The following is a 21,394-nucleotide window of genomic DNA, read 5'->3' as shown; positions in this document are numbered from 1 at the left end:
AAAATGGATGAAATTGATGAGATGACAAAAAGCGCTCTACAGGAAGCAGGTAATATCGGTATGGGAAACCTTGCTACAGCTCTTTCAAAAATGGTATCACGTGAAGTTAAAATTGATATACCAACTGTTGAAATTATTTCCCTTGACCAGATTGTAAAAGAATCTTCAGAAGGCAGTCAAAAAAGTGTAGTTGGTATTCATTTAAAAATCACAGGTGATGTTACTGGTGGAACCGTGATATTGCTCCCGAAATATTCAGCTTTTTCATTTTCCGACCTCCTACTTAAGAAACCAGTAGGCAAAACCAATAAAATCACAAACAAGGAAACCATGAGATTAAAGGAAATGGGACTGCGCATGTGCAGTACCTATATGAACTCGGTAAATGAATTTCTGGGTACAAACCTGGAAGTCAGCAAACCCGATATTGTAGTCAATATGGATGGTGTGGGTTCATCTGTGAAAGAACAAATCAAAAATCTTGCCGACGATTTTATTGTTATCAGAGGTGAATGCACAGTTCCCACTACAAACTCCAGAAAGCAATTCAATATGCTTTTTGAACCTGAAGCTTCGGATGTCATAATGGCTGCTGTTATGAAGAAAATGACAGGATAAGCATTTTATTACTGGTACAAACCTGAAGGAGAAGATTTAGCCATGAACAAAACAGAAGTTGATGATAGAGAATATTCTAAGTTAAAATCACTTATAAATAAAAACCTTGGGTTCCACTGCGACCAGTATAAAGAATCCCATTTCAAAAGAAGGATAGCTGTAAGGATGAGGGCTACCAACTCACATAATTATTCTGATTATATAGGAGTTTTAAAAAACGACCCTGAAGAATATAAAAACCTCATGAATACACTCACTGTCAATGTAACCAATTTTTTCCGAAATCCTGATTCATTCCAGATTGTAGAAAATGAAGTATTACCAGACATAATCAGGTCCAAATCAGATTCTTACAACAAATCCATAAGGTTATGGAGTGCAGGCTGTTCCATAGGTGTAGAGGCGTATTCTATAGCTATTATTCTCCATAAATTATTAAAAAATGAATTTAAAAAATATAGAATCAATATTATAGGTACCGATATAGACAATGAGGCAATAACAAGGGCAAATGAGGGTAAATACACTGAAACCGAACTAAAAGGTGTAGACAACAAAATCATTGACAGGTATTTTGAAAAGAAAGATGGATGGTATTTTCTGACAGAAGAACTGAAAAAAATTGCTAATTTTAAATGGCACGATTTGATTTCCAGTCCAAAAATGAGCGGTTTCGACCTGGTTCTTTGTAGAAATGTAACCATATATTTTGAAAAAGAGCTTCAAGAAAAATTATACACGGATTTCTACAATGCCTTAAATCCGGGAGGATATTTTGTAATGGGAAAAACCGAGACTCTCGTGGGTGAATCCCAGTATTTGTTCAAACCATACAATTCCACAGAACGTATTTACTACAGATGATACCAAAAATACGGAGTGATTACATAACTGCCAGCATTTCCAGAGGATATTGATAACATGGATATTAATGAATTATCGGATTTTCAAACAGATGCTATGAAGGAAATTGGAAATATAGGGATGGGAAATGCCACTACATCATTGTCAAAGATTACTGGTAAAAAAGTTCAATTGAACCTTTCCAGTATACAAAAACTGAACCCGTCTGCTATTATACAAAATCTTCCGGACTCGATAACAATGACCTGTGTAATGCATACAATAAAAGGTGATATTCAAGGTGTTATACTAAATTTATTTGAAATCAGCAATGCAATGGTTCTGACAAACCTATTGCTCTCAGACACAGAGTATGATACTGACCCCCTCATGAATGAATCCGCATTGAATGAAATAAGTAATATTCTAACCGGGTCATATCTGACTGCTATATCTAATTTTCTTCAGCTTGATGGACTGCATTCAACACCTCAAACAGTTTTGGGTTCTATGGAAGATATCCTTAATACCACATCAAAACAGATAATGCATGATATTGAAAATATGCCGAATCTAGAAACCATGTTTATGATACAATCAGTTGATCACGAAAGCGGATTAAACACCCTTTACGGAGATGTTTTTTTCCTTATTGAACCTGAATCATTGAATAAACTGGTAGAAACTGTAGAAAATATGGTAACCTGAAATGATATACTGTGTTTATTACTAAAAACACTCAGGGTAGAGATTTGATGTCAAACATCTGGACCAAGTTCATAAATAAAAAAAATACTAAGGGAGTAGAAGATTGTAACTCGTTTGTGGGTAAGCTGGAGAAATTTATAAACAATGATTCATAGTACTGTCAGAATTTAGGGAAAACAGATAATTATCTGGATTCAAGTGATGAAAATGAAGTACCAGACAACGGTTTTTATCAAAAAAATTTTGACAAAACCGAACTGATGAAATGGAGTTCAAAAAGCCACCTCGGACACGAATTACAGGTTGATACCTATCCAGATGATGTTGTTCGACTTATAAAAACAAATGACGGTTCCCTTTGTTTGAGATATTCGATTGTTTCAGAAGAGGTCGATGATATAATTGTTAATTCTGTGGAAGAGGCAGAATCCATAATTGAGGAAGACAACATTACAACTGAAGAAATTTATCCGGATAACCCTGAACTAAAATGGATTAAAACCAAAGATTGAAAATCACCAATACAAAAAATACATAACAAAAAATAAAAAAGATAATGAACCATATACAAATTAATATAATTTAAGATGAATTTTATAAACGGAAAAATAAATAATCTACGGAGGATTTAAAAATAATGATGGATATAGCTCTCTATTCCCTTGTTGACGATATGGTCAGCAAATCAGGGACTGAAGGTGTTGTAGAATACTGGTTACGTGTCGGTGAAAGTTATGCTGAAAGGATGGGAAAAGAAGCTTATGTTGGATGGCCTGCTTTCAATGTTGCTATGAAAGAAGGAAGAACATCTCTGACAGTTGAAGGAGCTGCCAATGTTCTGACAGACCTTGCAATTACAGATAAAGATGGAGATGTTATAGGATATGTTTATGCATTAAAAACCTGTCCTGTAGCACCTACAATGTCCAGATTTATCAAAAAGATAGGTCCCATACATGATTCAGATAGTGATGTAGCTGAAAATTATAACTCCCGTATAAGGGATTCGGCAGTTTCCAATTACTGTATAACTCATCAGAAATTCAGGGAAGTTGCTGCAAATAATATCACAGTATCCAAACAGGGTCTGGAATGTCTGCATCTTGCAAATAAAGGTCGTCTTGGAGATGTGAAAATGGTGAAAGAAAACTTGGACAGGATCAATGTAGATGAAAGGCATATAAAAAGTATACTTCGCAGTGCATCATGTGTATTTGCATTGATAGTTAAAGGAAAAAGTGCAGGAGATGAAGAGGATTAACTAAAAGGTGATACTAATGTCAGAAGATATAGAATCCAATCCATTTGTAGACGTTTCAGTATTTCTGTTTTTTGAAGATATTGCTGACAAACAGGGAGTAGAGGGATTTACAAATTATATGGTAAGTCAGGCTGAATCTCTTGCAATGTCTGTCCCTGAAGAAGAATACGACACATGGGAAGACTTTGCAAATGCTGTAGTCGCTGGTGAATCTGTATTTTCATCATTTGAAAATATAAAACAAATCAGTAAATACGGATTTGTTACTGGAGAATGTCCATTTACCAAAGCTATAAGCGAATATATCAAACGTCTTGGTACCATGAATTCAGTACATGATGAAGCAAAAGACCATTATAATCACACAATCCAGCCTTCTGCGGCACATAGTGGATGTATGATGCACCAGACATACCGACAGGAAGTTGCCAAACGTATAAAGATTAATGGCAAACCTCTAAATTACGCCCAAATTGCTTCAAAAGCGTATGCTGGTAATGTAGTAACTCCTCCTGAACCTTGGAAAAAAGTTCTGCTAGAAAAAGCAGGAATTTCTGAAACCCAAGGATTTATGGAGATGCGTGAAAACGCATGTCTTTATGCTCTGTACATAGATGAATAAGAGAGGTAAATTATATTTACTATTTTCTGTCAATTTACCTTTTCATTTCTCTCAATCCATATATTTATTAATCAGCATTACAACACTTGATCCAACCAATACAATCAGGAAAATTGCTACAGCAAAACTTGTAGGAGTAAAATCCTGCCATGAGTGGACAGATTCCCACATACCACTTCTTGTTACAAAGGTTGCAAATACAACCAGCACAAATGAAAAAATTGCGAGTGCAGGTGCAAATACCTTGATTCTATTATTGTTGTGAATCTGGGTATGCAGATAGGCAGTTGAAGTTATCCATGGGATAAGAGATGATGTTTCTACCGGGTCCCATGACCAGTACCATGCACCCCATCCAAGCACTTCGTAAGCCCAGAATCCTCCAAGCCCAATACCCAGTGTCAAAAACAGCCAAGAGATACGCATCCAGTGGGTGGCTATTTCTGTCCAGCGGTTATCATCCAGTATGAGGCTGGAGAATGCTGACGCGAAAGGTATCGTTATTGCTGCATACCCAAGAAACAGTACTGGTGGATGGATTGCCATCCACGGGTTGCGAAGCAGTGGATTCATACCCTGTCCATAGGGTGGCTGGAAGGCTGTGAGAAACGGATTCCAGTTGGTCAGTTCTATTGTGCCTGAGGGTAGAGTGTGGTACATTGAAAACGGGTTCTTGAATACAAGAAGCAACAGAAATACCGATGCTATAAATAGTGAAATGGTCACTGTAAGATTGTAAAATCCGGTCTCTGAAATTTGTTTTTTATGCACTGTATATTTTAAAACCATCATTATGACCAGTATGAACCAGCCCCAAAGCAGGAACGATCCTTCCTGACCTGCCCAGAGTGCGGATATACGGTAATACCATGATAAATCTATGCTGGAGTGCTGGTATACATAGCTATAGGCTGTATGAACCTGATACAGGTAATAGGTTAGAAGAAAAACAGCCAGTGTGGCGACTCCTGATGATCCTATCTCAAGTTTGGTGGATATCGACCTTAAATATTGATGTCCTTTTAAATAATGCAGCAGCGAAGTAATACCTGCTCCCAGACAAAGTACAAAAGCCAGCCAGATTAATATCATTCCTATATTCATTGTTTAAACTTCCGACATAATCATGTATCTATCTAAAGATAGAAAGGATAATTTTTTTAATATATAATTTCTGCTTACTTCTTTTTTAGATAACCTATTGTTAGAAGCGACAGCATCCCAAATGCCATTAAACACAATCCACCCCATACAAATGTTATAAAAGGTACAATTCTTGAATAAAGATTTACTTTTCCGGATTCTGAGTCTACACCTCTGGGAGCAATGAAATATTCATCCAATACACTTCGGTGAATGTAGGTTGTAGTGTAGGATTGACCCCATTTTAAATCCCTGATAGATTTAACAGTACCACTGTCAAAATAATCTCCATTTTTGTAAACATCAAATGATATATCTGTCACGTAGGATGAACCGGGGTGTGACTCATAAGGCGACCCTTCAAAATAGGTTGATATTTCATCAACACTTACACTGTATTCCTGATTTTCAAAAATCCCTCTAGATTCGGTTGACACTACGGTAGAATCCTCAACTGTCATACTTGTACTCAACACAACACCCAGTATTATCAACACAAGACCCAGATGAATAACATGGGCACTTATACTACGGGCATTTTTAAAAGGGTTTTTTGTCCAGTATCTTATAGAGTTTCCTATTCTGGTAAATATTGCTAGGAATGCAAAAACTGCCACCGGGATTATAACATCAACCGGTAAACTATTAAATGGGGATACAATTGCAAAAACAAACGACATACCAAGTATTCCGAAAACCCCTGACAACGTTTTTTTAACATCCAGGTTTCCAAGCAACAAATAAAAAGAAAGAAGCACTATAATCGACCCCATTGGAAGTGCTGTCCTTGCATTAAAATACTGAGCATCCAGATTCATACTGGTTCCTGTCAGAAAACTTACTACAAGTGGTGTCAACATCCCGATGGTGATTATTGCTGCCAGCAGTACAAAGACTATTAACGCTGCAAGCATTACGTTGCTTTTTGTGATTAATTGTTTGAGGTTAATCATGGAATCATTTACCTATAAACTGTAGTTATAGTTAACTATAAAAACAGAAATTTATATTTTATCTGATATTTATGGAACTAATGTAGATATAGAAAATAAAGTTTTTGTCAGAAAAAATTAACTATAAAAAACAAAGGATTTGAGTTGATAATACGATAGATTTAATAATCACAGCTGTATGGTTAATGCTTCCTGCCTATACCCCAAGTCCGGCTGCAAGTTTATTCGGTGGTGGAAAACCCATTGATTTCGGACTGACTCTTAAAGACGGGGAAAGAATTTTTGGAGACGGAAAAACATTCAGAGGATTGGTTGCTGGCACCATAATTGGATTGACAATCGGATTAATTCAAGTAGTTTTGGTTTTAAACGGATTTACATTATTTAAAATACAGTTTCCGATATTTGGAAACACAATTACAGGCGCAGCTGCAGTAATATTTTCCCTTTCATTCGGTTCCCTTCTGGGTGACCTATGCATGAGTTTTATAAAACGCAGGTTAAAATTGAAAAGAGGTGCTCCCTTTCCTGTCATAGACCAGCTTGATTTTGTGCTTGGTGCATGGGTACTGGCATATCTGGTAGCTCCTGTATGGTTTGTTACACATTTTACATACAAAATAATAATTATCGTACTAATCCTTACTCCGTTACTTCATGTGAGTACAAATGTAATAGGGTATCTGATTGGTGTAAAAAAAGAACCCTGGTAAGGTAAAAAAATTTGAATATAAGGTCAGGATAATATGAATGATAAAAAGCGAGAATCCAATAATAAAGACCTGATTGCTGCACTTAGAAATTGTGGAGCAATTCAGATAGGTGATTTCACACTTTCCTCCGGAAAAAAAAGCAACTATTATATAGATATTAAAAAGGCAAGTACTGAACCATCAACACTCAAACTCATTGGAAAAAAAGCTGCTGAGTTGATAAAATCTATGAAAGTGGATTCTGTTGGAGGTGTAGAACTTGGAGGTGTCCCTATAGCCACTGCTGTGTCACTTGAATCTGGTCTTCCGATGATACTTATACGCAAAACTTCAAAAGGATACGGTACCGGTGAAATGCTGATAGGTCAATTGGGAAAAGGAAACAAGGTTGTAATGCTTGAAGATGTTACAACCAGTGGAGGATCTGTTAAAAATGCTGTCTCAAATATACGGGATGAAGGTGGAAATATTGACACTGTTATAACTGTTGTTGACAGAGAAGAAGGCGCAAAGGAAAATTTAAAATCTATTGGAATCGAACTAGTACCACTGATTAAAGCCAGTGACCTGGTTTAATACAGCAATGTATTTATCGCAGGAACCTAGAATGTTGTAAAGATTCAAAGATAAATCATTAATTGTAAACCATATTCATATATATCAAATTCAATACAAATTACAATCTCATTTTAAAGGGGAATTATAAATGAACATATTAGTTGTTGGTGGTGGCGGACGAGAACATGCAATCGCACAGTCAATATCAAACAGCAAACATAAACCATCGCTGTATGTGGTAATGTCAAAGAGGAATCCAGGTATTGCATCGTTGTGTAAGGATTACCTGTTAGCTGATGAAAATAATACCGACAGGATTGTTGCCTATGCAAGTTCCAAAAAAATAGATATAGCAGTCATAGGACCTGAAAAACCCCTTGCTTCTGGACTTGCTGATGAATTTGAAAAGTCAGGCATTGGTGTAGTAGGTCCAAGAAAAGATACTGGAAAAATCGAATTCAATAAAGCCTGGGCCCGGAACTTCATGAAAAAATACAATATAGAAGGATGTCCTGAATTCGACATATTTGACAATGAAAAGGATATGGATAAATTTATAGAAAAACTGGGGAATGTAGCAGTCAAACCCATTGGATTAACCGGCGGTAAAGGTGTTAAGGTTATGGGTGATCAGCTCCCAGATATTGATTCTGCAAAAGAATATGCAAGAACCCTTTTAAAAGACGGAAAAGTGGTCATAGAAGAAAACCTGATAGGAGAAGAGTTTACAGTTCAGGCTTTTGTTGATGGTACTAATCTGGCATTTACACCCCCTGTGCAAGACCATAAACGGGCGTTTGAAAATGATAAAGGTCCAAATACCGGTGGTATGGGGTCATATAGTAGCGCAGATGATGTTTTGCCATTTATGGACAAAGAAGAGCTTGAAAAAGCACAAAAAATCCTAGAAGATACTGTAGACGCACTAAACAAAGAAACCGGTATACAGTATAAAGGTGTCCTTTATGGACAGTTTATGCTCACAAAGAATGGACCAAAAGTCATAGAATACAATGCCCGTTTCGGAGACCCTGAAGCAATGAATGTACTGCCGCTTCTTGAGACCGATTTTGTTGATATTTTATCTGCCATTGTTAATGGCAGTCTTTCTGAACTGGACCTCAAATTCAGCAAAAAGGCAACTGTATGCAAGTACGCTGTTCCGGAAGGGTATCCCTATGAACCTGCAAAGGATAGCGAAATAATTGTTAATGGTATAGATGATGCTTTACGGTTTTATGCAAGTGTATATGAAGAAGACGGGAAAGTCTATACCTCCGGTTCAAGAGCTATTGCCGTTGTGGGCGTTGCCGACACCATATCAGAAGCCGAAAATATCGCTCAAAGTTCACTGGATAAAATCAAAGGAAAACTCCAATCAAGGCGCGATATTGGTACAGAAGAATTGATTAAGAAAAAAGTCGACCATATGAAACTGCTCAAAGCAGCATAACTCAAGAGTGGTATAAATGAAAGATTTAATCTCAATGGCTGACCTTTCCAATGAAGACATTCATGAATTGCTTGATTCTGCACAAGATTTAAAGGAAAAACGTGCAAGAGGCAAGATAAATGAATTTTTGAAAAACAAAAGTCTTGCAATGATATTTGAAAAACCTTCAACAAGAACACGTGTATCCTTTGAAGTCGCAATGAGTGAGCTTGGTGGGCATGGGCTCTATCTAAATTATAAGGACATCCAGCTTGGTCGTGGTGAACCTATATCTGATACTGCGGAAGTACTTTCCAGATATGTTCACGGAATTGCAGGAAGAGTAAACAGTCATGATACAATCAGTGAAATTGCAAAATATTCCACCATACCTGTCATAAATGCTCTATCAGATCTGGAACATCCCTGTCAGATTCTTGCCGACCTGCTCACAATACAGGAATACAGGAACAGAATTAAAAATCTGAAATTTACGTGGGTAGGTGACGGAAACAACGTCTGCAACTCTGTAATTCTTGGATGCGCTATAGTAGGTATGAATATTGCAATTGCGTGTCCTGAAGGTTATGAACCCAATAATGACATCGTTAAACAGGCAAAAAAGATAGGTGGAAATGTATCGATAACCCATGACCCTGCTGAAGCCGCAGATAATGCTGACATACTGTATACCGATGTTTGGATATCGATGGGGGATGAAGAAGAGCGTGAAAAACGTTTGAATGATTTGGGAGATTATCAGATCAATTCACGGCTTGTAGACCTTGCAAAACATGATGCCATCGTCATGCACTGCCTTCCCGCTCATAGGGGTGAGGAAATAACCGAAGACGTGCTCAATGGTCCGCATTCGGTAATTTTTGATCAAGCAGAAAACCGTCTCCATGCCCAAAAAGCACTGATTCTGAAATTGATGGGTCAAAAATAACACAAGATTTTTTAATACCATCAATATTTTAGTAGATGATAAAGTTTAACTAGGAAAAACACAACTATGTGTATCCTCATGCGCGGGAGTCGCCGAGCCAGGTCAAAGGCGCTGGGTTCAGGGCCCAGTCTCGTAGGAGTTCGTGCGTTCGAATCGCACCTCCCGCACTTCTTTTATAATAACAAATCAAAAGGGTGAAATGATATCACCCTAAATTGAATTATTCAACAAATGGATTATCATATTTAAGAATAGCATCTGCTACTTCCGGTCTCATCGAATCTGCCGGCGGTCGTTCACCACTTGTCAGCATTTCGCGCATTCTTGTTCCACTAAAGTTTACGATCTGTTCTTCTGAATGCGGGCAGGTTTTGTCATTTGCGATACCCCTACACTTTTTGCAGTAGAAGAATGATTTGAAAAATATTGGAGTGATTCCGAGTTCTTTCTCATCGAACTCTAAGAAAATATCATGGGCTGCGAAAGGATGATAGAACGAACCTACACCTGCATGGTCTCTACCTACAATAAAATGAGTGCATCCGAAATTCTTTCTTACAATAGCATGAAAAATCGCTTCCCTTGGGCCTGCATATCGCATCTCTGTCTGGAATATACCAAGTGTTGCCCTGTCCTGAGGGTAGTAGTTTTCTATCAGGGTTTCATAGGAATCCAGAATTACATTGTCCCTGAAATCTCCACTTTTCTTTTTTCCTATCACCGGGTTTATAAACAATCCATCAACAAGGCTAAGAGCGGTTTTTTGTATATACTCATGTCCAAGATGAGGTACATTACGTGTCTGGAAACCTACAACCTTTTCCCATCCTTTTTCCTTAAACATTGACCTAGTTTCTGAAGGTTTCAGTGCATATTCATAAAAAGGAGTCGATGTATCACCCAGTAGGCTGATTTTCCCTCCTACCAGTCTGTCATTCATTTGATAGACTTTCGAAACTCCTGGATGAGCATCATCTGTTGTTCCAAATACCTGCTCACAATGCACCCTTTTGTTGAATTTGTATATGTCATCTACATTCAATAGTGCCATTGGATGGTTATTAAACTTAAGTATAATTTCATCATCAGGGGTGAGATGATTTGCTTTTTCCGATGAAACATCAAGAATTATAGGTATTGTCCAGGGAAGACCATTGTATAACCGTTTGTCATATAATACACGTTCATAATCATCCGATGTAAGAAAACCCTCAAGAGGGCTGAATAATCCACTTGCGATGTTTTCCACATCTTTAACAAGTTCTGGCCCAATGTTAATACTCTGAAAATCATCAACATGGTTTATTATATCTTCTGCTTCTCCATTAGAAAGTGTTCTGTTTACGAGTTTTCCACCATGAGGTTCTTGTTGCTCAATCATTCTTCATATCACCTGTAAAGATAAACTTCATGAATCTATTTTAGATTTCCTGAATGAAGACCACATTCCCTTTTAGTAGCTTCCTCCCACCACCATCTACCTTCACGCTCATGCTGTCCTGGTGTAACAGGTCTGGTACACGGCTCACACCCGATGCTTATATAACCCTTTTCATGGAGTTCATTATAGGGGACATCGTTGTCATATATATACTGCCAGACCTGCTTTAAAGTCCAGTTTGCCAGAGGATTGAATTTTATAAGGTCATTGTTACCAAAAACAGTATCTATTTGAACCACTGGTACTTCAAAACGACTTGGACTCTGATCTCTTCGCTGCCCTGTAACCCAAGCATCCAGACCGTCAATGGCTCGTTTCAAAGGATCGATTTTTCTAATACTACAGCATTCATTATGTCCATCCCTGTAGAATGAGAACAGCCCCTTTTCTGTTACGAGTTTTTCCGTAGCTTCTCTATCAGGCATATATACTTCAATAGGGATGTTATAATGTTCACGTACTTTTTCAATAAACTGGTAAGTTTCCGGATACAATCGCCCGGTGTCAAGCGTAAAAACTTTTATGTCAGCCTTGATTTGTTTTGCTATATCGATAAGAACCACATCTTCTGCTCCGCTGAAAGATATTGCGATATTGGGTGAATATTTTTGCAGTGCATATGATAGAATTTCCTGAGGTTCCTTGTTTTTAAAATTATCAGCGAACTGTTTTAATAATTTTTCCTTGCTCTGCGACATAGTTGTATTCCCTTCTAATATAGATTAGTTTTAAATGTTCATTTCTGAAACAAACTTAAAATATCAAAATATTGTATCAATATATATTTGTAACTGTATAGCTCAAAATTTAAATGAATCGTTAGAGATTAATATTCAATTATTGGTTTCACAATTGTGAAATAACACAATCTTATATAAAATTTTACGCCATAACACATACATCCGGATGAAACCATGACTAAAAGTGAAAGAACATATCAGGAAATCCAGAATAAAATCAAAGAAGGCAGTGCTGTTGTTTTAACTGCCGATGAAATATGTAATCGAGTCCGATCAGGAGAAAAAATCGATTTTGAGGATGTTGATGTTGTCACTACTGCCACCAGAGGAATTATGAGTGGTACGTATGCTGTATTTTCATTCAAAGTTGCTGAACCAAATTCATTTATCAGAGCATCGCGTGTATGGTTAAATGATATACCTGCACAGGTGGGACCATGTCCAAATGAAAGACTTGGTGTACTGGATCTGATCGTACATGGTACTGCTCACAGCAAATCCAATCCAACTTATGGGGGAGGACATCTTTTCAGAGAAATTGTTGAAGGAAATACTATAACTGTGGAAATTGAAACTGTTGAAAATTATTGGTTCAAAACCTATACCAATATACAGGAAATGCAATATGCAAAATTGTTTGGAACAAGACACGCATTTAAAAATTATCTTGCCTTTGTAAATCCAGAGCCCGAATCAGTACCATCCATCTTCCATGCTTCTGAGTTTAGGGGTAATTTAAGTGATGCTACCTTTTGTGGGTGTGGAGAACTCAACCCGATTGAAAATGACCCGGATTTACAGACAATTGGTATAGGAACAAGAGTATTAATAAACGGAAATGATGGATTTGTAACAGGTTTGGGCACCCGTAGCAGCCCGGAAAAACCAAACCTTGGCGGTTTTTCTGACATGCATAAGATGGTTCCTGAATACATGGGAGGATTTGTAACTTCTGCAGGTCCTGAGATAATCAACACATGGGCTGTTCCTATACCTGTTATAAATCAGAGTGTACTGGAGAACGTATTAAAGCTCAACAGTAAAATTGAACTTAAAGTTGTTGATGTATGCGGACGGATTCCATTATGCAAAACATCCTATGAGGATGTATGGAAAGATACCGATAATGAAATTACCTACCAACCAGACGAATGTATTGATTGCGATATCTGTGAAGTTGAACGAACCTGCCCCATGGGTGCTGTAATTCACATGAAGGGTGAATCTGCAGTTCATAACCCCGAATTATGTTTCAACTGCGGCTTGTGCGTTACCAACTGTGCAGGAAAAGCGTTCAATGCTGAACTTGGTACAATTGAGTACTGTTCTACTGAAACAAAAAAGAGTATCCCTGTTGTCGTCCGTCAATCAGACCGACTGCGTGCATTAAAGGCTGCAGAAGATTTGAAAGAAAAAATCACATCACGCGAATTCAAAATTTCCGAACCGGTTGAGCGTATACACTTTTAATTTTTTAATTTTAATGCATTCATGAACCTGTCAGTCAATTCCACAGGGCTTAGTGCTATATTTTCACATGTTACATTTCCGGGTTTTAAAATCACATGTATAAAGGTCAATCCCCCTGCATTTTTTGCATTTATAAAGGCTTCCTCAAGTTCCTTTTTTGTATGCACTTTCGTAGTGTTAACAAATCCAAAAGCCTGTGCAAGTATTTCAAGATCAAGGAATTGTGCAGTAAATGTTTCCTGCGAACCTGTGGAACCATGTGCCCCATTATCAAGAGCTATAACTATCAGGTTCGATGGGTTTGCACGGGCTATTTCTAACAATGCATTCGGATTCATGAGAATACTGCCATCACCATCCAGTACAACTACTTTACGACCTGATTTCAATGCAAGCCCCATTCCTATTGATGATGCAAGCCCCAGGGAACCCAGCATATAATAATTGAGTCCCCTATCTCTAATAGAATACAGTTCCTTACACGGGATACCTATGTTTGCTACTAGTATCTCATTATTAAGCAATGGTGATACCGCATATATAGCATCATATCGTTTCATTTCAGGTTTGAAAATCCTAGTTTTGTGAATAATCTCATATGAGCGTTTTTTAAAAGAAACTGACTCCTGTTCACTCCATACCGAACAGGTTGAAGGTTCCCACACTTTGGGAGAGATAAGTATAATATGCGGACTCCGGGTTTCAAACGAATCAGAAATAGCCTGACCCAGCAGATACAATTTACCTGTTTCATCTATGATGGTATACTTAATTCCTGCCCCTTCCAAAATCGAAGGTAGTGCTTTGCCTAAAGGCTTTTGTGCTTCAATCCCTTCCTTATAAACCCCCCGCCAACTGGCAATTATAGGAAGTGGTATATGACAGGCAATATTCAAAGATTCCAGTGCATTAATCATGTTTCCAAGTCCACTGCTCTGGATAACCATCATTGGTTTTGCTCCTGCCATATACAGACCAGCACATATCCCCACTCCGTTTTCCTCTCTTGTGAGTGGTATTTCAACAAAATTTCTGGATATAAGTGGCAACAGGTTTTTTATACGGTCGCATGGAAGTGTTCCCAGATAATCAATCCCGTTATTCTGCAATATCTGGATAATTGTATTTTCCGGGTCATCTGTTTTTGAGGTGTCCAAATAAACCATCCTTTTGGGTATATCATCTACCAAGAATATCGTCCAGCGGTACTTCTGGGTTCTTTGCATGTGACATAGGAGTCATATCTGAAATGGTATAATCTTCTTTCAACCGTTCGATGCCTCCTCCCGCTATGTTGAGCAATATTACATCATCTTTACCTACATTTTCAGAATCAATTGATTTTATCAGAGATGCAACCGCGACTGCTGAGGGCGGAAGTATGTCGATGCCTTCCAGTGATTCAAATAGAACCTTTGCTTCTTTTGCTTCATTGTTGGTTACTCCATACATCAGTCCATTGGTATCCAGAAGTGCATCAAATACACCACCATCTACAGAGTAAGGAGGAGCTCTGTTTGAAAGTACGTCAGCAAAAATGTCACGTATACTTTCTTTTGGGTTTGGCATATCAATTTCTGGTATAATCTCACGCTGACATGCGTTCCATGCATTTACCATTGGAGCAAAAGGGAGATTTTGGCTGAGATGGAGTCTTGGAAGTTGAGTTCCAAAACGTCCGTCTTCACGCAGACGAAGTGCAGCTTCCCATACCGCAATAGCTCCTGTTCCACTTCCAATTGCCTGGAAGTAATGATCAGGTATTTGTTTGATAGTCACTGCAGCATCCAGCATAACAGTCCCCATACCGTCACGTCTGGCAATATTTCTTGCTCCACCTTCAGACATGAAACCAGGCAGCTCTGCAATTCTATCAGCCAGATGTATGGCATCGGTGTAGTCATTACCTTCATCCATTTTTATCAAATGTATCGAATCTGTTGGCTCTTCTGGAAGCCACATCCGTGACATTCCAGTAGATGGTACTACTACATAAACATCAACACCTGTCAAAGTTGACACATGTGCAAAAGCACGCCCTGTATTGCCTGCTGATGCAAGTACAATCGACGAGTAACCGGATTCAATTAATCGTTGTATTGTAGGATGTGCTTCCAGTTCCTTGAAACTGCATGTTTTAATCAATGCATTACGTTCTGGCCAGTAGCCATTAAAACTAATGTAGAGATTGGATAATTCAAGCTCATTTGCCAATTCTTCACTTTTATAGGTGATAGGTCCTGCCTCTGTCGTCAACATATCCTTGACAGGTAACCATTCACTGTATTTACCTATCCCAAACGCATTTTTTAGATTCAGTTCCTTTGATTGATACTCAGCCCGAACAAATGAATCATCATAATCGCATTTTAATCTATAATTTCCAGGATAATGTCTTCCGCACTGTAAACATTTCAATTTATAGTTTCCCATTGAAAAAACCAATATGCTGTTTATTTAAAAAGATATTCCAAGATGTGGAAGTTATTCATTTTATTATAATTTTACGTTTTAAAGGCATCCTTATTTACTGGAATAGAATGTATTGGGAGTGCTGTTTGTATTTTCAACAACCTTGCTTGTTTCCTCTGGATAAATAAGGATGAGACGACCAACATTTGTACCAAGTTTACGTGAATCATGAAGATAGTATTCTCCACTTTGTCTTGAAACATTGTCTAACATCAAAACCGCATGACTTTTACCAATTTCTGCTATTTTAAAATTTCCGAACTCATTGAATATTTCATTGAAAGTAGGTTCCAGGTTTCGACTGCCCAGTATTAGTACATACATTTGTGCGAATAAGTCAAGGTCATAGGATATCTTAGCTTCAGCATTGTTGTCATTGAATTCAATTGTCATTTCATTAATATCTATGTATTGATAGTGACCAATATTAGCAGGTTGTGCATAAGCAGAATACCCAAAGGTTGCGCACGATAGTAGGATTATAAATATCGCCAGTACTATAGATTTCATTACCATATTATCCGATGTATTACAAATTAATATCTCTTTCCAATATTACACTGAGACTATGCTTCATTAATACACACCAGTTACCAAAAACTTTATTTAGATTATGTATAGTATATAGTATAAATAAATTACCTATCAACCAATTTTATTGATTCAACCAAAAGGTAAGAAAAATTTCATTTTTGAATAAACTTGAAAGACGAGTGTTATACAGACTTATCTGTGTGAAAAATGATATAAAAAGGCACTTGACATATAGTTAATCAGTCAATCATATTTTAACATTATCAATTATGTGAGTTAACCATGGATACCAAGAATGAAAATACTGCAGAACAAAACACTGAAATTTATGATGCTGATTTTGATACAACTGAATCCATTGAAGTACCAGAACAATTAATAGACCAGGTCATCGGACAGGAACATGCTGTAGAAGTCGTAAAAAAAGCTGCAGAACAGCGACGACATATAATGATGATCGGAAACCCTGGTACTGGTAAATCTTTGCTTGCGAAAGCAATGGCAGAACTTCTTCCAAAAGAAGAATTAAAAGATATTTTAGTATATCCCAATACCGAAGATCCGAATAACCCGAAAATAAGAGAGGTTCCAGCGGGAAAAGGCAGAGAAATTGTCCAGGCACATAAACTGGAGGCTCGTAAAAGAAGCCAATCACGAAACATGCTGATGTTGCTTCTGGTATTTGGTATTGTGATGTACTCATTCTATGTAGGGCAATTACTATGGGGTATCATCGCAGCTATCATGCTTTTAATATTGACCCGTCAGTTTATGCCAAAGGATGACCTCATGGTTCCAAAACTTATTGTTTCGAATTATAATAAAGAACATGCACCATATATAGATGCAACAGGTACTCATGCGGGTGCACTCCTTGGAGACGTAAGGCACGACCCCTTCCAGTCAGGTGGTATGGAAACACCGGCACATGACAGGGTCGAAAGTGGAGATATCCACAAATCCCACAAAGGTGTGCTGTTTATCGATGAAATCAATACCTTAAATATTGAAACTCAACAGAATATGCTTACTGCACTGCAGGAAAAAGAATATTCCATTACCGGTCAGTCTGAACGCAGTTCAGGTGCATTGGTAAAGAGTGACCCTGTACCCTGTGACTTCATAATGGTAGCTGCAGGGAATCTTGATGCTGTTGAAAATATGCATCCTGCATTAAGGTCACGACTGAAGGGATATGGATATGAACTTTATATGAACGACACCATGGAAGATACCCTCAAAAACAGGAAGGACATCGTAAGATTCGTAGCCCAAGAAGTCAAACGTGACGGTCATATCCCACACTTCAACAAATCCGCTGTGGATGAAATTATACGAGAAGCTAGAAGAAGAGCAGGTAGGAAAGGACATCTTACCCTGAAACTCAGGGACCTTGGTGGTCTTGTAAGAGTTGCAGGAGATATCGCAAAAGCTGAAGGTTCCGAATTTGCAACAGATGAACATGTGGTCTCTGCAAAGAGGATGGCTCGTTCCATTGAACAGCAGGTAGCGGACAATTACCTTGAACAGAAGAAACAATATCAACTGTTCTCCAAACAGGGTGAACAGGTTGGCAGAGTTAATGGACTTGCTGTCATGGGCGGAGACTCAGGAATAGTACTACCTATTATTGCAGAAGTTACACCATCCCTTTCAAATTCGCAAGGAAATGTGATTGCTACCGGCATGCTCAAGGATATTGCCAAGGAAGCAGTTCAAAACGTGTCCGCAGTTATCAAAAACATTACAGGAAAAGATATTGCAAATCGGGACATCCATATCCAGTTTGTAGGCACCTATGAAGGTGTAGAAGGTGACAGTGCATCCATATCAGTAGCAACAGCTGTAATATCCGCAATAGAACAGATACCTGTTAACCAGACAGTTGCTATGACCGGTTCACTGTCGGTAAGAGGAGATGTATTGCCTGTAGGTGGTGTCACCTACAAGATAGAAGCAGCTGCCCAAGCAGGCATACAGAAAATCATAATTCCAAAAGCCAATGAAGACGATGTTCTTATCGAAGAGCGGTACAAAGACCAGGTAGAAATAATTCCTGTATCAACGATTACCGAGGTAATTGAACACAGCCTAATAGGGAACAAAAAGAGAAACATTGTTGACAGACTCAAAAAGGTAAGCAGCGTAAAATGGAGCTTAGATATACCAGAGGTAGTTCCAGCATCTATTGAAAATATAAACAAATCAAAGACAGGAACAAAGAATGCGTGATGCAGATTTTTATGATGCAAGAGTGGTAGAGGGAACTACCACTTCAATTTTTCTTGATAACGGTAAAGTAGAAGATATTTCAGTCGATTTTTCAAAAGGTGCCGGTATAAGGGCCCTTTGCGGTGGATCATGGGGATTTACATCAGTCGATGGTAGTTTTGACCTAGATAAATCAATCGATTCCGCAATAAAGCTTGCAAGAACAATGGATAACAAAACCCCAAAAGAAAAAATTGGGTTAAAATCTGCTCCGGAACCGGTGGTTGAAAACGCGCCAGAAATCAAAAAGGACCCCAGGAATGTACCTATCGAGGAAAAGGTAGAACTGTTAAAGGATATCGGTGAAAGCGCCGATGTTGAAGGGGTTAACAATACCACTGCTTTATACAATGAATCGATAATTAAGATACAGTATACCAACTCTGAAGGACTGGATTGCGAGCATGAGCTGACAAGGACTGGTTTTGCTGTCAGTGCTGTTGCATCCAGAAATGGTGAATATCAGGTTGGAAGAGAGAGCAGATTCGATGTTACTGGATTTGAACTATTTGATGAGAATGATGCATTATCTCTGGGTGAATCTGCAGGTAAAACTGCTGTTGACCTCCTCAGCGCCAACAAACCAAAAGGTGGTAATCTGCCTGTCCTGCTAAACCCGGAACTTGCCGGTGTGTTCGTCCATGAAGCTGTTGGTCATGCTTCAGAAGCTGACCTTGTTCTTGAAGGAAATTCTGTCCTCGAAAACCACATAGGAGAACAAATTGCATCCCCTCTTGTCAATGTTATAGACGACCCTACACTACATAAATACGGTTATTATCCCTTTGATGCTGAAGGTGTCCAATCATCTAAAAAAGATATTATAAAAGACGGAATATTAAATTCCTATCTTCACTCAAGAGAAACTGCTGCAAAGCTTGGGGGTAAACCTGGTAACAGCAGATCACAGGGATATTCAACACCTGTTGTCAGGATGAGCAATACCTACATCGATAACGGTGAATCTAAATTTGAAGAAATGGTAGAAGAAATAAGCAATGGAGTATACCTTGTTGGATCCCGTGGTGGACAGGTAAATCCAGGAGAAGGGATATTCCAGTTTAACGCTGAAAAGGGATACCTTATTGAAAACGGGGAAATAACATCACTACTTAAAGATGTATCACTTTCCGGGAATACATTAGAAATACTCAACAATGTTAGAATGGTTGGGAATGACTTAGAAATGAATTCTGGAAGGTGTGGAAAAAAAGGACAATTAACACCGGTAAGTGATGGTTCTCCACATATATTAGTTTCAAACGCACTGGTAGGAGGAGCCTAACCATAAACAACCAAATGTATGACATGGCCAGAAAAGCCATTAAACTCGCTGAAAAGCAGGGTGCCGAAGAAGCTGAAGTGTACGTTCTGGATAATCATTCTACATCAGCAGACATCCGTAAAAACGTTGTGGACAGCTCGAATGAAAATTACACCAAAGGAATTGGCATCCGTGCCATAATAAACGGTGCCGTTGGATTTGCAAGTACAAACATGTATGACCGACTTGAAGACACGGTTAAAATCGCGATATCATCTGCCAGAGTACGGGAAAAAGACCCTGTATGGAAATCACTGCCATCAAATAGTCAGTACCCTACTATCAGCGGTACTTTTGATAAAAAGCTGGTGCAGATGGAACTTGAGGATTGTATAGACCTGACAACCCATATGATTGAAGGGGTAACATCGGTACCTGATGTTATGGCAACATCCGGCTCTTTTTCCCGTTTCCATGATAACAGATTGATAATGAACACCAATGGTATCGAGACCGAAGAAGAGGGAACAGGGGTCACAGGTTTTATTGATGTTATTACCACATCTGAAGATAAAGCCACTGCATATGATTTTAAGATATCACGCAATCTTGATATTAATTTTTATGAAATCGGGATTAACGCAGCAAGTCTTGCACAACAATCTCAAAAAGGTATTTCGATTGAACCGCAAAAAACAGATATAATCCTCCACCCATTCGCATTTGCAGATGTCCTGGAAAATACTTTTGCATCAGCTATTAATGCTGACAATGTACAAAAAGGGCGTTCCAGTTTGAAAGGACATATGGGTGATGATATCGCCACACCCGAACTTTCTATTATCGATGATGGAACCTTTGATGGTGGTATCGAGACTGCTCTGACCGATGATGAGGGAATGCCATCCCAACAAACCACTGTGATTGACAGAGGTGTTTTTAAATCATATCTGTACGACAGTTACCGTGCTGGCAAGGATAACGTTGAAAGTACAGGTAATGCTACTAGGCAATCCTATACAAATACGCCAGGTATAGGGCTCAGAAATTTCATCATCAATTACCCACAGAGTGATATAATTTCTGACACCGATGACGGTGTATACATCAACACCGTAATAGGAGCACATACTGCTAACTCGATATCAGGTGATTTCTCGGTTGAAGCCAGAAATGCATTTACAATCAAAAACGGAGAAATCGATAAGCCCATCAAATCACTTATGATTTCATGCAATGTTTTTGACATGTTGAAAAATATCACAGGAGCTGGAGATGATTTGCGCAGTGTAGGTGGATTCATAACTCCGTCGATAAAAATCACTGACATGAATGTTATTGGCTAATTTATAGTCAATAACTCAATATTTGTTGCTTATAATTATATTAACAAATGATGACA

General features: G+C 38.3%; 21 protein-coding genes and 1 tRNA gene. 15 read left to right on the top strand and 7 right to left on the bottom strand.

Annotated elements, in window-relative coordinates; translation table 11 throughout:
* Nucleotides 1-3: 3 nt before the first annotated feature.
* The 6 genes from ACLFMM_RS02030 (at nt 4) to ACLFMM_RS02005 (ending at nt 4,052) form a co-directional block, all read left to right on the top strand.
* The gene (locus ACLFMM_RS02030; protein ID WP_410807047.1) at nt 4-618 is read left to right on the top strand and encodes a chemotaxis protein CheC; all 615 of its coding nucleotides are present in this window, start codon (nt 4-6) and stop codon (nt 616-618) included.
* Nucleotides 619-660: 42 nt separating this feature from the next.
* Complete coding sequence (locus ACLFMM_RS02025) at nt 661-1,482, top strand: CheR family methyltransferase (RefSeq protein WP_410807046.1); 822 nt, start codon at nt 661-663, stop codon at nt 1,480-1,482.
* Nucleotides 1,483-1,539: 57 nt separating this feature from the next.
* Complete coding sequence (locus ACLFMM_RS02020; protein WP_410807045.1) at nt 1,540-2,169, top strand: chemotaxis protein CheC; 630 nt, start codon at nt 1,540-1,542, stop codon at nt 2,167-2,169.
* Between the two features lie 260 nt (nt 2,170-2,429).
* On the top strand, nt 2,430-2,681 hold the full coding sequence (locus ACLFMM_RS02015; RefSeq protein ID WP_410807044.1) for a hypothetical protein: 252 nt from the start codon (nt 2,430-2,432) through the stop codon (nt 2,679-2,681).
* A 125-nt stretch (nt 2,682-2,806) separates the two neighbouring features.
* Nucleotides 2,807-3,430, top strand: coding sequence for a hypothetical protein (locus tag ACLFMM_RS02010; RefSeq protein WP_410807043.1), 624 nt, complete (start codon nt 2,807-2,809; stop codon nt 3,428-3,430).
* Nucleotides 3,431-3,446: 16 nt separating this feature from the next.
* A complete protein-coding gene (locus ACLFMM_RS02005; RefSeq protein WP_410807042.1) occupies nt 3,447-4,052 on the top strand; it encodes a hypothetical protein in 606 nt (201 codons plus the stop codon).
* Nucleotides 4,053-4,103: 51 nt separating this feature from the next.
* Here ACLFMM_RS02005 and ccsA read toward each other — a convergent pair whose 3' ends face one another.
* Entirely contained in the window at nt 4,104-5,156 is a 1,053-nt protein-coding gene (gene ccsA, locus ACLFMM_RS02000) for a cytochrome c biogenesis protein CcsA (protein WP_410807041.1), read from the bottom strand.
* Between the two features lie 74 nt (nt 5,157-5,230).
* Nucleotides 5,231-6,148 (bottom strand): cytochrome c-type biogenesis CcmF C-terminal domain-containing protein, encoded by a 918-nt coding sequence (locus ACLFMM_RS01995; protein WP_410807040.1) that lies wholly within the window; start codon nt 6,146-6,148, stop codon nt 5,231-5,233.
* Between the two features lie 185 nt (nt 6,149-6,333).
* On the opposite strand from ACLFMM_RS01995, the gene ACLFMM_RS01990 reads away from it, so the two are divergent.
* From ACLFMM_RS01990 to ACLFMM_RS01970, 5 genes are all read left to right on the top strand, one after another.
* Complete coding sequence (locus ACLFMM_RS01990; protein ID WP_410807039.1) at nt 6,334-6,861, top strand: CDP-2,3-bis-(O-geranylgeranyl)-sn-glycerol synthase; 528 nt, start codon at nt 6,334-6,336, stop codon at nt 6,859-6,861.
* A 33-nt stretch (nt 6,862-6,894) separates the two neighbouring features.
* Nucleotides 6,895-7,437 (top strand): orotate phosphoribosyltransferase, encoded by a 543-nt coding sequence (pyrE, locus tag ACLFMM_RS01985; protein WP_410807038.1) that lies wholly within the window; start codon nt 6,895-6,897, stop codon nt 7,435-7,437.
* 130 nt (nt 7,438-7,567) lie between these two features.
* Nucleotides 7,568-8,872: a phosphoribosylamine--glycine ligase gene (gene purD, locus ACLFMM_RS01980; protein ID WP_410807037.1), complete on the top strand. Its 1,305-nt coding sequence runs from the start codon at nt 7,568-7,570 to the stop codon at nt 8,870-8,872.
* A gap of 16 nt (nt 8,873-8,888) precedes the next feature.
* Nucleotides 8,889-9,800 (top strand): ornithine carbamoyltransferase, encoded by a 912-nt coding sequence (gene argF / locus ACLFMM_RS01975; protein WP_410807036.1) that lies wholly within the window; start codon nt 8,889-8,891, stop codon nt 9,798-9,800.
* Between the two features lie 82 nt (nt 9,801-9,882).
* Nucleotides 9,883-9,967 (top strand) — tRNA-Leu (locus ACLFMM_RS01970).
* A gap of 53 nt (nt 9,968-10,020) precedes the next feature.
* On the opposite strand, the gene sat is transcribed toward ACLFMM_RS01970, so the two are convergent.
* On the bottom strand, nt 10,021-11,181 hold the full coding sequence (sat, locus tag ACLFMM_RS01965; protein ID WP_410807035.1) for a sulfate adenylyltransferase: 1,161 nt from the start codon (nt 11,179-11,181) through the stop codon (nt 10,021-10,023).
* A gap of 35 nt (nt 11,182-11,216) precedes the next feature.
* A complete protein-coding gene (locus tag ACLFMM_RS01960) occupies nt 11,217-11,939 on the bottom strand; it encodes a phosphoadenylyl-sulfate reductase (RefSeq protein ID WP_410807034.1) in 723 nt (240 codons plus the stop codon).
* Between the two features lie 216 nt (nt 11,940-12,155).
* Here ACLFMM_RS01960 and ACLFMM_RS01955 point away from each other — a divergent pair, with 216 nt between their 5' ends.
* Nucleotides 12,156-13,451, top strand: a complete 1,296-nt coding sequence (locus tag ACLFMM_RS01955; RefSeq protein ID WP_410807033.1) for a methanogenesis marker 16 metalloprotein — start codon at nt 12,156-12,158, stop codon at nt 13,449-13,451.
* On the opposite strand, the gene comE is transcribed toward ACLFMM_RS01955, so the two are convergent.
* From comE to ACLFMM_RS01940, 3 genes are all read right to left on the bottom strand, one after another.
* A complete protein-coding gene (gene comE / locus ACLFMM_RS01950) occupies nt 13,448-14,617 on the bottom strand; it encodes a sulfopyruvate decarboxylase subunit beta (protein WP_410807058.1) in 1,170 nt (389 codons plus the stop codon). The two genes, ACLFMM_RS01955 and comE, sit on opposite strands and share 4 nt — an antisense overlap.
* A 13-nt stretch (nt 14,618-14,630) precedes the next feature.
* Nucleotides 14,631-15,884, bottom strand: a complete 1,254-nt coding sequence (locus ACLFMM_RS01945) for a cysteate synthase (RefSeq protein ID WP_410807032.1) — start codon at nt 15,882-15,884, stop codon at nt 14,631-14,633.
* A gap of 90 nt (nt 15,885-15,974) precedes the next feature.
* Entirely contained in the window at nt 15,975-16,433 is a 459-nt protein-coding gene (locus ACLFMM_RS01940; RefSeq protein ID WP_410807031.1) for a hypothetical protein, read from the bottom strand.
* A gap of 306 nt (nt 16,434-16,739) precedes the next feature.
* Here ACLFMM_RS01940 and lonB point away from each other — a divergent pair, with 306 nt between their 5' ends.
* The 3 genes from lonB to ACLFMM_RS01925 are packed head-to-tail and all read left to right on the top strand — an operon-like array spanning nt 16,740 to nt 21,338.
* Nucleotides 16,740-18,689: an ATP-dependent protease LonB gene (gene lonB, locus ACLFMM_RS01935; protein WP_410807030.1), complete on the top strand. Its 1,950-nt coding sequence runs from the start codon at nt 16,740-16,742 to the stop codon at nt 18,687-18,689.
* Nucleotides 18,682-20,013, top strand: a complete 1,332-nt coding sequence (locus tag ACLFMM_RS01930) for a TldD/PmbA family protein (protein ID WP_410807029.1) — start codon at nt 18,682-18,684, stop codon at nt 20,011-20,013. Before lonB ends, ACLFMM_RS01930 begins: the two co-directional genes overlap by 8 nt.
* 14 nt (nt 20,014-20,027) lie before the next feature.
* A complete protein-coding gene (locus tag ACLFMM_RS01925; protein ID WP_410807028.1) occupies nt 20,028-21,338 on the top strand; it encodes a TldD/PmbA family protein in 1,311 nt (436 codons plus the stop codon).
* Nucleotides 21,339-21,394: the final 56 nt, after the last annotated feature.

The organism is Methanohalobium sp., from assembly GCF_046546175.1.
GTDB lineage: Archaea > Halobacteriota > Methanosarcinia > Methanosarcinales > Methanosarcinaceae > Methanohalobium.
Note: the sequence above shows the minus strand (reverse complement) of the source record. Positions and strands in the feature narration are given on the sequence as shown.

What these genes read in the sequence shown, in the direction of transcription:
- ACLFMM_RS01960 (WP_410807034.1), bottom strand. Translation starts at nt 11,939, where the DNA reads ATGTCGCAGAGCAAGGAAAAATTATTAAAACAGTTCGCTGATAATTTT.
- ACLFMM_RS01925 (WP_410807028.1), top strand. Translation starts at nt 20,028, where the DNA reads ATGTATGACATGGCCAGAAAAGCCATTAAACTCGCTGAAAAGCAGGGT.
- ACLFMM_RS02020 (WP_410807045.1), top strand. Translation starts at nt 1,540, where the DNA reads ATGGATATTAATGAATTATCGGATTTTCAAACAGATGCTATGAAGGAA.
- sat (WP_410807035.1), bottom strand. Translation starts at nt 11,181, where the DNA reads ATGATTGAGCAACAAGAACCTCATGGTGGAAAACTCGTAAACAGAACA.
- ccsA (WP_410807041.1), bottom strand. Translation starts at nt 5,156, where the DNA reads ATGAATATAGGAATGATATTAATCTGGCTGGCTTTTGTACTTTGTCTG.
- ACLFMM_RS01995 (WP_410807040.1), bottom strand. Translation starts at nt 6,148, where the DNA reads ATGATTAACCTCAAACAATTAATCACAAAAAGCAACGTAATGCTTGCA.
- ACLFMM_RS01940 (WP_410807031.1), bottom strand. Translation starts at nt 16,433, where the DNA reads ATGAAATCTATAGTACTGGCGATATTTATAATCCTACTATCGTGCGCA.
- ACLFMM_RS02010 (WP_410807043.1), top strand. Translation starts at nt 2,807, where the DNA reads ATGATGGATATAGCTCTCTATTCCCTTGTTGACGATATGGTCAGCAAA.
- ACLFMM_RS02005 (WP_410807042.1), top strand. Translation starts at nt 3,447, where the DNA reads ATGTCAGAAGATATAGAATCCAATCCATTTGTAGACGTTTCAGTATTT.
- ACLFMM_RS02030 (WP_410807047.1), top strand. Translation starts at nt 4, where the DNA reads ATGGATGAAATTGATGAGATGACAAAAAGCGCTCTACAGGAAGCAGGT.
- ACLFMM_RS02025 (WP_410807046.1), top strand. Translation starts at nt 661, where the DNA reads ATGAACAAAACAGAAGTTGATGATAGAGAATATTCTAAGTTAAAATCA.
- lonB (WP_410807030.1), top strand. Translation starts at nt 16,740, where the DNA reads ATGGATACCAAGAATGAAAATACTGCAGAACAAAACACTGAAATTTAT.
- purD (WP_410807037.1), top strand. Translation starts at nt 7,568, where the DNA reads ATGAACATATTAGTTGTTGGTGGTGGCGGACGAGAACATGCAATCGCA.
- ACLFMM_RS01955 (WP_410807033.1), top strand. Translation starts at nt 12,156, where the DNA reads ATGACTAAAAGTGAAAGAACATATCAGGAAATCCAGAATAAAATCAAA.
- ACLFMM_RS02015 (WP_410807044.1), top strand. Translation starts at nt 2,430, where the DNA reads ATGAAATGGAGTTCAAAAAGCCACCTCGGACACGAATTACAGGTTGAT.
- ACLFMM_RS01930 (WP_410807029.1), top strand. Translation starts at nt 18,682, where the DNA reads ATGCGTGATGCAGATTTTTATGATGCAAGAGTGGTAGAGGGAACTACC.
- pyrE (WP_410807038.1), top strand. Translation starts at nt 6,895, where the DNA reads ATGAATGATAAAAAGCGAGAATCCAATAATAAAGACCTGATTGCTGCA.
- ACLFMM_RS01945 (WP_410807032.1), bottom strand. Translation starts at nt 15,884, where the DNA reads ATGGGAAACTATAAATTGAAATGTTTACAGTGCGGAAGACATTATCCT.
- ACLFMM_RS01990 (WP_410807039.1), top strand. Translation starts at nt 6,334, where the DNA reads ATGCTTCCTGCCTATACCCCAAGTCCGGCTGCAAGTTTATTCGGTGGT.
- comE (WP_410807058.1), bottom strand. Translation starts at nt 14,617, where the DNA reads ATGGTTTATTTGGACACCTCAAAAACAGATGACCCGGAAAATACAATT.
- argF (WP_410807036.1), top strand. Translation starts at nt 8,889, where the DNA reads ATGAAAGATTTAATCTCAATGGCTGACCTTTCCAATGAAGACATTCAT.